The organism is Bacillus sp. CD3-5 (assembly GCF_006349665.1).
Classification (GTDB): domain Bacteria; phylum Bacillota; class Bacilli; order Bacillales; family Bacillaceae_G; genus Bacillus_A; species Bacillus_A paranthracis.
The window spans coordinates 104,961-119,108 of the sequence record NZ_VEPX01000002.1 but is presented as its reverse complement, the minus strand read 5'-3'; the positions used below and the strand labels follow the sequence as shown (position 1 = coordinate 119,108).

Annotated in this window: 12 protein-coding genes; 11 read left to right on the top strand and 1 reads right to left on the bottom strand. The window is 33.5% G+C overall.

Translation table 11 applies throughout. From position 1 onward, the window contains the following. The first annotated feature begins 126 nt into the window (after positions 1 to 126). The 10 genes from FH036_RS05625 (at position 127) to FH036_RS05585 (ending at position 11,698) form a co-directional block, all read left to right on the top strand. A complete protein-coding gene (locus tag FH036_RS05625; RefSeq protein ID WP_000780354.1) occupies positions 127 to 663 on the top strand; it encodes an NADPH-dependent FMN reductase in 537 nt (178 codons plus the stop codon). Position 664: 1 nt separating this feature from the next. Continuing rightward, positions 665 to 1,894, top strand: a complete 1,230-nt coding sequence (locus FH036_RS05620; RefSeq protein WP_044790690.1) for an MFS transporter — start codon at positions 665 to 667, stop codon at positions 1,892 to 1,894. Between the two features lie 63 nt (positions 1,895 to 1,957). Beyond that, entirely contained in the window at positions 1,958 to 2,515 is a 558-nt protein-coding gene (locus FH036_RS27005) for a YdcF family protein (RefSeq protein ID WP_044790689.1), read from the top strand. Positions 2,516 to 2,617: 102 nt separating this feature from the next. Then, positions 2,618 to 3,565, top strand: coding sequence for an ABC transporter ATP-binding protein (locus FH036_RS05615; protein WP_139895490.1), 948 nt, complete (start codon positions 2,618 to 2,620; stop codon positions 3,563 to 3,565). 3 nt (positions 3,566 to 3,568) lie between these two features. Then, on the top strand, positions 3,569 to 5,080 hold the full coding sequence (locus tag FH036_RS05610) for an ABC transporter permease/substrate-binding protein (protein WP_139895489.1): 1,512 nt from the start codon (positions 3,569 to 3,571) through the stop codon (positions 5,078 to 5,080). A 214-nt stretch (positions 5,081 to 5,294) separates the two neighbouring features. After that, positions 5,295 to 6,722 carry an arginine-ornithine antiporter gene (gene arcD / locus FH036_RS05605; protein WP_000129464.1) on the top strand — a complete coding sequence of 476 codons (1,428 nt, stop codon included), beginning with the start codon at positions 5,295 to 5,297 and terminating at the stop codon, positions 6,720 to 6,722. Positions 6,723 to 6,798: 76 nt separating this feature from the next. Next, positions 6,799 to 7,059 (top strand): hypothetical protein, encoded by a 261-nt coding sequence (locus tag FH036_RS05600; RefSeq protein WP_000398576.1) that lies wholly within the window; start codon positions 6,799 to 6,801, stop codon positions 7,057 to 7,059. 106 nt (positions 7,060 to 7,165) lie between these two features. Continuing rightward, on the top strand, positions 7,166 to 8,986 hold the full coding sequence (locus FH036_RS05595; RefSeq protein ID WP_000766183.1) for an AAA family ATPase: 1,821 nt from the start codon (positions 7,166 to 7,168) through the stop codon (positions 8,984 to 8,986). Next, positions 8,976 to 10,826, top strand: coding sequence for a hypothetical protein (locus FH036_RS05590; RefSeq protein ID WP_044790686.1), 1,851 nt, complete (start codon positions 8,976 to 8,978; stop codon positions 10,824 to 10,826). The genes FH036_RS05595 and FH036_RS05590 overlap by 11 nt, the downstream gene beginning before the upstream one ends. Before the next feature lie 275 nt (positions 10,827 to 11,101). Continuing rightward, positions 11,102 to 11,698 carry a hypothetical protein gene (locus FH036_RS05585; protein WP_000487805.1) on the top strand — a complete coding sequence of 199 codons (597 nt, stop codon included), beginning with the start codon at positions 11,102 to 11,104 and terminating at the stop codon, positions 11,696 to 11,698. 95 nt (positions 11,699 to 11,793) lie between these two features. Here FH036_RS05585 and racA read toward each other — a convergent pair whose 3' ends face one another. Then, positions 11,794 to 12,336 carry a chromosome-anchoring protein RacA gene (gene racA / locus FH036_RS05580; RefSeq protein WP_000456006.1) on the bottom strand — a complete coding sequence of 181 codons (543 nt, stop codon included), beginning with the start codon at positions 12,334 to 12,336 and terminating at the stop codon, positions 11,794 to 11,796. Positions 12,337 to 12,689: 353 nt separating this feature from the next. Between racA and FH036_RS05575 the strand changes: the two genes are divergently transcribed. Further along, a complete protein-coding gene (locus tag FH036_RS05575; RefSeq protein ID WP_014481655.1) occupies positions 12,690 to 14,045 on the top strand; it encodes a hemolysin family protein in 1,356 nt (451 codons plus the stop codon). The last annotated feature ends 103 nt before the right edge of the window (positions 14,046 to 14,148 follow it).

The window sequence follows — 14,148 nt, the reverse complement described above, 5'->3', positions numbered from 1 at the left end:
AAAGTATGAGTTCTTTTTTGTTTATCATACTATTTTATGAAACAAGTTAACTCTTTATATTGTGTTTTGTGTAGAAATTTCTGATAATATATAAGTAGAAATTGAAAACAAAGGGGAGAAATAATCATGAAACTAGTTGTTATTAACGGTACACCAAGAAAATTTGGTAGGACTCGCGTGGTGGCAAAATATATTGCGGATCAATTTGAAGGGGAATTATATGATTTAGCAATTGAGGAGTTACCTTTATACAATGGAGAAGAGTCACAACGTGATTTAGAGGCAGTGAAAAAATTAAAAACGTTAGTGAAAGCTGCGGATGGGGTTGTATTATGTACACCAGAATATCATAATGCGATGAGCGGTGCGCTGAAAAACTCTTTAGATTACTTAAGTAGTAATGAATTTATTCATAAACCAGTTGCGTTGTTAGCGGTTGCTGGTGGCGGTAAAGGTGGAATAAATGCATTAAACAGCATGCGAACGGTCGCTAGAGGTGTTTATGCAAATGCAATTCCAAAACAAGTTGTTCTTGATGGATTACATGTGCAAGATGGTGAACTTGGGGAAGATGCAAAACCATTAATTCATGATGTAGTTAAAGAATTGAAAGCATATATGAGCGTATATAAAGAGGTGAAAAAGCAACTAGGGGTTGAGTGATATGTCATCTCTTTATAAAGATTCACGCTTGTATTTCATTCTAGGGGCCAATAGTCTATCAGCTATTGGTTCTGGTATTGTAATGATAACGATTCCATGGTTGTTAATTAAAGAGAGTGGAGGAGAGACAACGTTTGGTTATGTTTCCATCATCTCAACACTGATTATGTTTTTGTTAACTCCGTTTATCGGGCAAAGTATTGATCGTTTTTCAAGAAAATCTTTATTATTATGCAATGAAGGTATTGGGATAGCCGTAATCGGAATAATGGTTATATGGGGATTTGCTGGGCAATCCTATCATTCTATTCATTATATTCTTATTTATATAGCAGGCTCTTTTTACTATCTATTATTTTATCCTACAATTTTTGCGTTCAACCAAGAAATTTTTCAAGCAGAACATTATAAAAGTTTAAGTGGAACGATGGAAATACAGGGACAGTTAACACAAGTTATTTCAGGAGCAGCCGCGAGCTTCCTAATTGAAGTTGTGTCTTTGAAGTGGATATTGTTAGTAGATATGTTAACTTTTGCAGGAGCATTTTTGCTATTTTTATGTATACCGTATGTCAAGAAAAAAGAGATTAAAAAGAAAATAACATTTAAGAAGCAATTGTTCGAAGGAATTCACTTTATGAAAAACCGTCCTAAGCTCTTTTGGTTCTTACTTGCTACTTATATGCCGTTTATAGGTGTCATGATGGCAAATTATTTAATACCAGTTTATATTTCGGATATACTTAAAGCTAATGCCTCTGTATACGCGATAGAGGGAATGATGTACGGTGTTGGAGCTGTTGTTGCAGGAATCTGTATTCCACTCATAATGAAATATGTCAAAACAGAAGTTTCAATCGTTATGACGATGTGCATTTATGTAATTTCAATTACCGTAATGATTATCGAACCATCCGTATTATTTTTATATGGACTAGCGATTTTTCATGCGATTGGAAATGCGGGGACAAGAGTGGCGAGAAATGTATTGATGATGGAGGAAATTCCAAATGAAGTAATGGGACGTGTAGACAGCCTATTCCGATTAATTGGTACAGGAATACGAATTGTATTGTTAATGTTGTTTACAGTTGGTGTTTCTAAAGTAGGTGTCATAGTACAGTTTTATTTACTAAGTTTCATATTAATCCTTTCGTTAGCAATTGCTATAAACTATGTAATCTCAAAACGTAAATTCGAAGCGAGTATTTCTAATAAATCGATTGTTTAAAAAACACTTCTGCCTTCCTTTCTTTTTTTATATAATAAAAAGAAAGGAAGTGTAAACTTATTTATGAACAAATGGATCTTACTTATAATCGTATTATTACCTCCACTATACATCCTTTATATGACGTTTCGAATGAAGAAAGCTGCTCGTGAAAAGTTGAGTCATCACTCTCCATACGTTCTTATATTAGGTGCAAAGTTATTTGGAGATAAACCATCTTTATCTCTTCAAAATCGGTTAGATGTAGCGTTGGAATATTTATATTCTCATCCTGAAGTGAAAGTAATTGTTTCAGGTGGTCAAGGAGAAGATGAAGATATACCGGAAGCTCATAGTATGAGGAACTATTTAATGGTACATGGTATAGATGAGAGTCGTATTTTAATAGAAGATCAATCTACAAATACGTATGAGAATGTAAAGTTTAGTATAGATTTATATGATGTGAAACATGCGGTAGTTGTAAGCAATACGTATCATTTATATCGAACGAAAATAATTGCAAAACGTTTAGGAATGAAGATGGAGGCATTAGCTGCTGAAACACCAATACGTTCTAAGAGAAAAATGTATGTGCGTGAATATGCAGCAATAATGAAAACAATATTGTTCGACCGTTAGGGCTCAAATGTGAGCTCTTTTTTTGTAGAATAATGCGTATCATTTGAAATGAATTCCATATTCCATCAAAATAAAGGAAACAACGATAAAGGAGTTGTATTTGTGATTCAGTTTAATCAAGTGTCAAAATCATATGAAGATGGCACAAAAGCAGTGGATTCATTGCATTTAGAAATTAAAAAAGGAGAATTTTTTGTTCTCATTGGTCCGAGTGGTTGCGGGAAAACAACGACAATGAAGATGATTAATCGTTTAATTGAAACGACAGAAGGCTCAATTTTAATCGATGGAAAAGATATTCAACAATATAATATTAATGAATTACGCTGGGATATAGGATACGTGTTGCAGCAAATCGCTTTGTTCCCGCATATGACAATTGCAGAAAATATTGCAGTTGTTCCTGAAATGAGAAAGTGGAGCAAAGAAAAAACAAAAGCCCGTGTCGATGAATTGCTACAGATGGTCGGGCTAGATCCAGACGTATATCGCGATCGTATGCCTGATGAATTGTCAGGAGGTCAAAAGCAGCGCGTTGGTGTTGTACGGGCATTAGCCGCAAACCCGAAAATCGTTCTTATGGATGAACCATTTAGTGCGCTAGATCCATTAAGTAGAGAACAGCTTCAGAAGGATATCGTACAATTGCAAAAGAAGATTCAAAAAACAATTGTATTCGTAACACATGATATGCAAGAAGCATTATCACTTGGAGATCGTATTTGTGTTATGAAAGAAGGAAAAGTTGTTCAATTAGATACCCCAGAAGGAATTATACATAACCCGAAAAATGAATTTGTAGAAGAATTCATTGGAAATCGTGGAAGACCTTGGTATGAGGGGAAAAGTATAGAAGATGTATTGCCACTTGATGAAAGTATGCGGATAGAAGGAGAGGCACTATCATTACATACTTCTTTACAAGAAGCATTAGTTCGTCTGCGAGCTGATGAAGTCGTTCCAGTTGAAGAAAATGGTCGATATGTTGGAGCTTTAACGAGTCGTCATATTGTCAATTATATTGTTGAACAAATGAAGAAAAGAGGCTAAACAGTGACTAATTTTATACAAACGTTTCAAGAACGAAAAATAGAATTACTAACTGCATTAAGTGAGCATTTACAAATATCGCTTATTTCATTATTTTTTGCAGTAATTATTGCGGTACCGCTTGGCATTTTATTAACGAGAAAAGAGCGAATGGCTGAATTTATAATAGGAACTTCTGCAGTAATGCAGACGGTGCCATCACTTGCATTACTCGGACTATTAATTCCGTTAGTAGGAATCGGAAAAATCCCGGCCGTTATTGCATTAGTTGTGTATGCACTATTACCTATTTTACGCAATACATATACAGGAATACGGGAGTTAGATGAATCTTTAATCGAAGCAGCGAAAGCTATGGGGATGAATAGTTGGAGAAGACTGTGGAAGGTAGAGCTTCCTCTTGCGTTACCAATTATTATGGCAGGTATTCGTACGGCAATGGTATTAATTGTTGGAACGGCTACATTAGCAGCTCTTATAGGTGCTGGAGGGCTCGGTAAACTCATATTACTAGGTATCGATCGGAATGATCATGCGCTTATCATTCTAGGGGCCGTACCAGCCGCGTTACTTGCTTTATTCTTTGATATAGCACTTCGGGTACTTGAGAGTCCAAAACGTTCGTCTAAGCGTGTTATATTGACGATATGTATTGTTTGTATAATGGTTGCTTCTCCATTTCTTTGGAATACAGAAAAGAAAGATATTGTTATTGCGGGCAAACTTGGATCAGAACCTGAAATTTTAATTCAAATGTATAAGCAGCTTATTGAACAAGATACCGATTTACATGTACAATTAAAACCAGGTCTTGGAAAAACAGCATTTGTATTCGAAGCATTGAAATCAGGGGAAGTAGATATATACCCTGAGTTTTCGGGAACAGCTTTATCTACATTCGTGAAAGAAGAGCCAAAAAGTACAAATCGGGATGAAGTATATGAGCAGGCTCGCGTTGGAATGGAAAAGAAATATAGTATGGTTATGTTGAAACCAATGGAGTATAACAATACGTATGCACTAGCTATGCCGAAAAAAATAGCAGATCAAAATAATATAAATACAATTTCTGATTTAGGAAAAATTGCACAGGATGCGAAAGTAGGGTTCACATTAGAATTTGCTGATCGTGAAGACGGTTATAAAGGAATGCGAAAATTATATAACTATAAGTTTTCAAATGTAAAAACGATGGAACCGAAACTACGTTATAGTGCAATTCAATCTGGGGATGTTAACGTAATTGATGCATATTCAACTGATAGTGAACTTGAGCAATACGGACTTAAAGTGCTAAAAGATGACAAAGGATTATTCCCACCATACCAAGGTGCACCGTTATTAAGAAAAGAGACGTTACAGAAATATCCTGAACTTGAAAAAGTATTAAATAAATTATCTGGGAAGATTACAGATGAAGAAATGCGAAAAATGAATTATGAAGTAAATGTGAATGGTAAAAGTAGTGAAGAAGTCGCAAAACGATTTTTACAAAAAGAGAATTTACTTCGTTAATTTTACAAGAAATATACAAATTTATATGTATGAAATGACCGTTCATTACAAAATGAACGGTTTTTTTTGTGCATACTTATACATTTTTTCAAAAAAGTATTCCATTTTTCTTCATTTTCTTTTAGAATAAGTAATGTTTTCCTGAAAAAATATAAGAGAAACGTCTATTAGAGAAAAAGGTGACTTTAATAGTTGAACGAGCATAACACCTAGAATGACAGATGGGGTGGTACAAATAGAAAAGAAGTTAGGGTTTTTTCCATTAATTGCATTAGTAGTCGGAACAATGGTTGGTGGCGGTGTTTTTAGTTTACCGCATGATTTAGCAGTAGGAGCAAATAGCGGCTCTATCATAATTGGCTGGTGTATTACAGCGATGGGAATGATTCCACTCGCACTCGTATATCAAACGTTAGCAAGAAAAAAACCAGAGCTTGAGGGCGGAATTTATAGTTATGCACGTGCTGGTTTCGGTGAATATATCGGATTTAATAGCGCTTGGGGATACTGGTTAGCAGGAATTTTAGGAAACGTTGCAACAATCATGTTACTGTTTAGTACATTAGGTTATTTCTTCCCCATTTTTAAAGGTGGAAATAGTGTTGCGTCTATCGTAGGAGCATCACTTTTATTATGGACACTTCATTTTCTAATTTTATTTGGCATTCGTGAAGCATCTATTATGAATGTGATTGCAACAATAGGGAAATTGGTTCCAATCGTATTATTTATTGTTGTAATGGTAACAGCGTTTCGCTGGGATACATTTACACATGATTTTTGGGGAGAAGGAACTATTTCAGTTTCCTCTATACTTGGTCAAGTGAAGAATACAATGCTTGTAACTCTTTGGGTTTTCATCGGGGTTGAAGGAGCGGTAGTATTATCTGGAAGAGCGAAAAATAGTCGAGACGTCGGTAAAGCGACAGTATTAGGACTTATTTTAGTAATGTCTATTTATATTTTAATTTCTGTCTTGTCAATGGGAGCGATGACAAGAGGAGAGCTTTCTGTTTTAGAAACGCCGTCAATGGGACATGTATTAGAACATGTTGTTGGGACATGGGGCGCAGTAGCGATTAACATCGGGTTAGTTGCTTCACTTGTAGGTACATTAATAGGTTGGTTTTTACTTGTTTCTGAAATTTCCCATGTAGCAGGAAAAGATGGTGTGTTTCCGAAAGTCTTTACGAAAACAAATAAAAAACAAACGCCGCATATGGCATTATGGATCTCAAATGGCGTTGCCCAAGTTATATTTATAATCGTTCTGTTTTCAGAGTCAACATATCAAATTATGTATTTCATAGCGTCAACATCAATTTTAGTACCATATTTATTATCAGCGTTATTCCAATTCAAATTAGTGATTACAAATGAACTAAAAGATGCAAAAGTGAAAAATGGTTCGCTAGCTTTAATTGCTTCACTTTACTCTGTATGGCTTATTTATGCAGCTGGTTTGAAGAATTTATTGCTCGTTTCAATCGTATACGGAATTGGGATCATTGTTTATGTGTACGCAAGAAAAGAAAAAGGAAATCGTTGTTTTACTCGTATAGAGAGATATGTAATGTGGGCAATTGTTGTAGCAGCTGTTACATCTCTTTATATGTTATTGACTGGAAATATAAAAATGTAAAAGTCCTTTTCATTTAAAGGGCTTTTTTCTTTGTCTATAGAATATTTAATACATAAGATATTCAGGAGGGATGAAAATGGAAGGAAAAGAACAGTTGAACAGAATTGTTGATTTAGCGAGTGAAGTAAGGAAAGTGTTAGTGCAAGAATCTTTTTTTAATCATCATCCTGAACTGCGAGGAGTGATTGAAAATTTAGCGAGTGCGGTAGAGAATTTGGCGGAATTACAGCAACATAAAGATGAAAACGCTGAAGATCGTTTACGATATGTACTTGCTAAAATGAAAATTGCTCATAATGCCATCTTACAAGAGAAAAACGCATTTCCATCTCATTAATATACGATTTCATTTTGAACCTGGCGGATAACGTCAGGTTTTTTGTTTCTAGTTTTGCGTTTCTTTCATACACTAAGAATAGTATGAAAAAAAGAAGGTGACGAAGGTGAAATTACATAAAGCTCTTCAGCCAAGTTTTATAAAACGAATGTACTATATGAGGTTTATTGGGAAGTTTACAAAAGCAGAGAGTGAGAAGAGTGGAGAGAATTTCTTTGTACAATGCCTATCGCCAATACCATTCACGTTGCAAGAACAATTGAAAAATGAACCATATGTATTTGAAGGTTTATGTAGCAATAAAAAGAATGAAAAAGTCTTTTCGGAATTAAAGAAAAGAAAACTAGAAAAGCAATTGATTATGTTTCGTCTCTATTATGAAAGAGGACATATATACGTGGAGTTAATTTGTACAGAAGAAGCGCGAGAAATAGCAAACGGTTATAAAATGATTCCAGTACCTAAAGTTTCTGATTATAAAAAGGGAGAGTCTTTAGAAAGAAAACTTAGTAATGGTTATTTGTCATTTCTAATGCCAAAATATCCGAAAGACTTTGAGCCTCCTGAGTTATTGTGGCATGAGGGAAGGTTATATGGAAATATATCTTTAAAGTCATCGTCAATTAGTTCAATCGCATATTTTGAACAGCAGCGGGAATGTAAGTATATAGAACTTAATGATTGGATGAAGTATGTAGAAATAGCGGTAGAAGATCAATTATATTTTGTAAGCAATCATGTGTATGAGCAATTAAAAAAACGAATAACTGAAGAAGGTAAGCTTGTAGAGGTAGAGGAAATAAAAGTGCAAAAGGATGAATGGGAATGGGATGAGCGTGAATCCGTCTTTTTACAGTATGTGAAAAGTTTTGTACGTAATAAAGGGCTATATCTGGATGAAACAGATATTTATAACTTTCATATAAGTACAAAAACAAATATGTTGACGATTCTGGGGGGGATACCAGGTGCTGGAAAATCCCGTTTTGTGCAAGCTTATGCAGAAGCACTTGGATTACAATACGGGGAAGAATTGGTTTGGATCCCGATTTCACCATCATATCAAGAACCACATGATTTACTTGGTTACCTTCATCCAAATGGTACTTTTATTGAAAGTGAAACAAAATTAGTTAGGGCGTTAATGAAGGCAAAAGAAAATCAAAATCAGCTGTATATAATCGTTTTTGATGAAATGAATATGTCACATATTGAGCATTGGTTTACTCCATTTCTATCTGTTCTTCAACTTGAAAAACAAAATCGTATTTTAAATTTATATGAAGGTGTGCAAGAAAAAGAAAATTCAATTCCGCCAACAATTGAAATTGGAGAAAATATTATATTTGTTGGTACTGTGAATTTTGATGAAACAACGAAGGAGCTCTCAGATCGATTATTAGATCGGACGAATGTAATAACTTTACGAAAGATTCCGTTTTGTGAGATGTGTATGGAGCAAGAGAAAGTTGTATTACAACCACCTCTGAAAGTAACTGCAGGAGAATTTCGCATAAATTGGGTCAGGAATAAAACGATGATTGAGGTGTTTTCTGAAGAAGAGTTAGAGCTATTAGATAAGTTACATGGTGTATTGTCATCACACGATACGTCAAAGGGAATTTCTTTTCGATGTGCAAATGCAATTGCTACTTATTTGCAAAATATACCGTTCCAAAATAATCATTCTTATATGATTAGTAGAGAGGAAGGATTTGATTTACAAATAAAGCAACGTGTATTGACGAAAATAAGAGGGACTGAAATGATGGTTGGGTCTTTACTTTCAGAGGAAGTAAAAAGGGGGGCAACATTAGTACCTCTTTTGCAATCTCCACTTGCAAACAGAGTATCTACATTTGAACACTCTTTAGCATATATAAGAGAAAAGCGTAGAGAACTGGAGTTGTATGGTTATGCAAAATGATGGACGATACGAAACAGAAATCGTTGATACGAAAGAAACGTTTCCTTTTGTATTAAAGTTAATTATTGGAACGGAGTCAAAAGGAGAATATATTTTATTAAATCGTCTTTGTACCTCTGCAACAGCATTAGCTCAATGTATTTATAAAGTGCAAGAATTAAAACCAATTAGATTGCAATACCATTATGAAAATCCAATGAATATTACTTTTATATGGAATAAAGTCTATGAGGGACAGAAGAATATAAAAGAGACAAAATATGAAATAAATGACCAAAAACAAAAGGTATTAATATATGAACATGGAAAAACGGAATTCTTTTATCCATGGCGTTGTGGTTTATATCATTTTGAAGTGAATATAGAAGAGCGAACGTATTATGGCGCTTTTCAAGTCGTTCCCAAAAATTTTTTTGATGATCAATTTGAAATGATTCAAAACTATGTGAAGTCGATTTTAAATGAGTTGATTTTAGATAGAGGTTATTATAAAAAGACTTTCTCTGCACTTAGCGATATTGAAGATTCTTCTTATTTAGTGTTACTTAGAAAGTTGCCGCAAAAAATGAAAAAGATAAAGCAAATTTTTAAGAAAATAGAATCAAGTTCAAAATTTATACATGAATATAAATGGGAAGAAAAGGAGCGGAAAGCAACGAGGAAAGGAGCGGTAGTGGCGGAAAGAAAACCGTATGCAAAATATTATAATCGTAAGTTTATCGAACAAAAAAATAGTATAGAAAATGCATTTCTTAAATTTAAAGCGATGCAATTTTATCTCTATTTACTTGAAGCGGAAAATTTTTTGCGTCAAACAATTGAAATATTAGAAAGAGAAAAAAAGAAGAAATCAGAAGAATTTCAAGCTGTAAAAACGATTATACAAACAATTGAGCGTAATGGATCAGTGACCGATAGAGAGAAACAAAAATATAAAAATATACATTTACTAAAAGAGGCGGATTTACGAAAAAGTTCTATGAAGATACAAGAATATAAAATTTTAGCGCATTTTGTACATGATAGTGTACAATACTTTCAAACTTTAATGCATTCTCCATTTTGGAGAGAAGTTTCTGAAACAGGTAAGATGAATTCATATAATTTACCGATACCACATCAACAATTACTACAGCATTTAGATTTACTTCCACAATATACAGATCAATCTCCATCTTTATTATTTGTTTATAAACCAACTTTTTTAGTGTATGAATATTACGCTTTTTTTATCGTTATTTCCATGTTAGAGCAAATTGGTTTTGAAGCTAGAAATTCCATTCGTGAACAAATACAAGAACATTTTTATGTAGATGGATTACAAGATGGAACGACAGTAGTTTTACATCGAGATAATATGAAAGTCCATGTCGCATTTAATGATTTAATTGAAACACATCCTCTTATTGCATTAAGTAAAGGGAGTAATTTTTATAATGGAGAAGACACGAAGAAGCCAGATATTCGATTAGACTGTTATGTAAAGGAGGAAGAGAAATACGTATATCAATCTTCTATTATTATTGAAGTGAAGTATAGCCCAATGTACAATATTTTTCAGCACGTTGGAAATACGAAAGCAACTGAGCAAATGTATAAGTACTGGTCTATAAAATATGTAGAAGAACAAGATGGAAAGCGAATCTATCATCGAAGGGCCATTTATGAAGTCATTTGTGTATACCCAGGAAGTCATATGCATAGTAAAAAAATTGAGTCTGGATGCGGTGTTTTTTTGCAATTATATCCATATAAAACGAAACAAGGAGAAGAGAAATTAGCGGGGAAACATGGAATGGTACAAATTTTTGAGAAGTGGTTAAAAAGCATGAAGAAGTAAAAGAAATCCTTTTTTATAAAGGATTTTTTTAGATTAAGAAGAATTATATGCAGTGTGGAAGAAAGTTCCATGAGATATGAATTTGGTAGTAATATAAATATGTTATTAGAAGGACGATACATGAGGGATAAAAGACGATTAAGATGGAATTTAATTCGTTTTGCAGAATATAATAAGGCGTAAATATTTTTAGTTGCATACGAAGATTTGTTCTTATATGATAGATAGTGAAAGCGTTATCAAAAATAGAGCGGCGATGGGAAAGGCGGGGAAATATGTTCCAGCGTGTTCAAACAAAGGAAGAACATTTTTGGTTCGAGCAACTGTGGGGAGATTTTTGTGAAGAAAGAAACTTAATGTTCGTAGAACGTAATTTAAATCCATCACGATTTTTATTAATAGAAGATGAACATCATATCGGTACAGTAGAATGTATGAAGTATACGGTACCAGAACAATCAAATTCTGAGTTTTTCTATCCGTTTTCTAAAAATGATTTAGTGAAAGATTTGCAAAATGTATATGAAATAGGCAAGTTAAGTATTGCGAAAACGTCTCGTGGGAGAGGGCACTTCAAAAGACTAACAGCTATTTTATTTATGCATGCATTAGAAACAAAAGCAGAATGGTATATCGCAGCGGTTACAAAAAGAATGTATATGTATTTATTAACACTCGGTTTCCCAATTGAACCGATAGATAAGCCATTTCAATTTCATGATACTTTACAAGGTGTACCAGTACGAATTCATGCCCGAAAAGGGGCTACGCATTTGTATTCTTTAAAAGAATTTCGAGATGTAATTCAAGGAAATGCCCATGCACAGGCATTAATCGCAGAATACAGTAAGAATATTATGTTAACCAAATAAAACGAAATGAATATGTATAATAAAGAGAATGCGATTTTAAAATGAAATCATTCTTCATGAAAAAGACCCTTATTATTTTAATAAGGGTCTAAAAATTATAATCCAAATATACTAAAAATCATTTTACGGCGCTTCGGTTTCTTTTCACGTTCATATATTGGCTTTGTATCGGGAGTAATATAGATTGGTTCTTCTTTCTTGAGGGTAGCTTCTAGTTTTTGAATTCGCTCTAACATTTCCTCCATTTCACGGCGATGTTGTAAAAGTTGGTACGTAACAACATCATTTGCCTTATCTTGCATTTGTTCTTCCATTCGATCTAGTCTTCTCGTAATTGTGTTTAATTGAGCGGTTAATTGCTCAAAATCATGTGATGATATGTTTTGAACAATTGTATTTACTTGATTTTTCAATTCTTCAACATCATTTGATGATGTTTTTTGAGTAGGGTGAGTGTTTTGGGACTTCTCTATTTGTGAAAGATGGTATTCTAACATTTGGTCTAAATCATCTTGTGTAAAAATAAAGTGACCATATTTATTTTTTTCTATAGTAAGATTTAATTGTTGTGCAATCCGGACAACAGCCTTTGGGCTAACACCTAATTTTTTTGCGATAAATGGTGTTTTATATTCCAAAATAATCCCTCCTATATATATCCTGTTGAATGATTTCGATCTATGAAGTAAGTTCCCTTCCAGTGTGACAAAAGAAGTGTGGAATCGGCAAAGAAAGTGTTTTTTCACGAAATGAAGCTAGGAAGAATATATCGTGAATATAAAAGTTTTTATCTTAAAATTTAGAATCATTTGACTGAGGGAAATGAATTAGATTATCATAATGATAAATATCTTTTTTATGTATGCATATAATATATAAAAAGGTGGTTGCAAATGTAGAATTTTGTTAGAGTATTAGAATGCTTACTTCACTTGAATAAAATTAAGTAGGAGGTGGCTTCCTTGCTTACAATGTAAGTAAGGAAAAGTATTTGGACATATATAGTATAAGTATAGTGATTGTTTTAATTGCCTTAACGGCATTTTTCGTTGCAGCAGAATTTGCAATTGTTAAAGTGCGAAGTTCAAGAATTGACTATTTAATTGCAGAAGGAAATAATCGCGCAACATCTGTCAAAACAGTCATTACAAACTTAGACGAATATTTATCTGCTTGTCAGCTAGGAATAACAGTTACAGCACTGGGAATTGGGTGGTTCGGTAAACCTGCGTTAAAGCAAATGTTTGACACATTTTTTGTGAATTTGAACATTTCTACTCAACTAGCAGATATTTTTGCTGTAATTTTAGTGTTTTTGTTTATTACATTTTTACATGTTGTAATAGGGGAATTGGCTCCAAAAACATTTGCGATTCAAAAAGCTGAACAGGTGAGTTTATTTGTTGCTAAACCGTTAACTTTCTTTTATCGTATGGCGTTTCCATTTATTTGGCTATTAAATGGATCAGCCCGAATAATTACGAAGTTGCTAGGGCTGAAACCACCGAAAGGGCACGATGAAGTTCATTCAGAAGAAGAATTACGGTTATTAGTTTCAGAAAGTTACAAAAATGGAGAGATTAATCAGTCTGAATATAAATATGTAAATAAAATCTTTGAATTTGATGATCGTATAGCAAAAGAGATAATGGTACCCCGAACCGAGATGCATATTATAAGTAAAGAAATGCCTGCTGAAGAAGCGTTGCAAAAAATGTCTCGGGAAAAATATACGAGATATCCAGTTGTTGATGGCGACAAAGATCACGTAATAGGCTTTGTGAATTTTAAAGATATTTTCACAGATTTTGTGCAGCATAATGCCGTTAGTAATAAGAAAGTAGAGCAATATATGAGGCCGATTATTTTAGTTATCGACTCCATCCCAATACACGACTTATTTTTAAAAATGCAAAAAGAAAGAACACATATTGCTATATTGATAGATGAATATGGTGGTACGTCTGGACTTGTTACTGTTGAAGACATTTTAGAAGAAATAGTTGGAGATATTCAAGATGAGTTTGATACAGATGAACAGCCAGAAATTCAACAAGTTAGTGAAACGAAAACGATACTAGAGGGAAAAGTACTTGTTAGTGAAGTAAATACGTTATTAGGTTTAACGATTGATGATAATGGTGTTGATACAATAGGTGGATGGATTTTAACGAAAAATATAGAAATTGCCGAAGAGGATTTCATTGAAATCGAAAATTATAAGTTTTGCGTGAAAGAATTAGATGGACACTATATAAAGAGACTAGAAGTTACAAAAACTGTAGAATCAATTGTTATTTTAGAAGATGAAAAACAAATTTCATTACAAGAACAAATTAGTTCGTAGACTCTGCTAGATGGCAGAGTTTTTTTTGAGCATAATGTTTTTGGCAGAATAAGGGCTATGTTACAATGAAATAAGTCAGACCTTTCACTAGGTGAAGTATTGT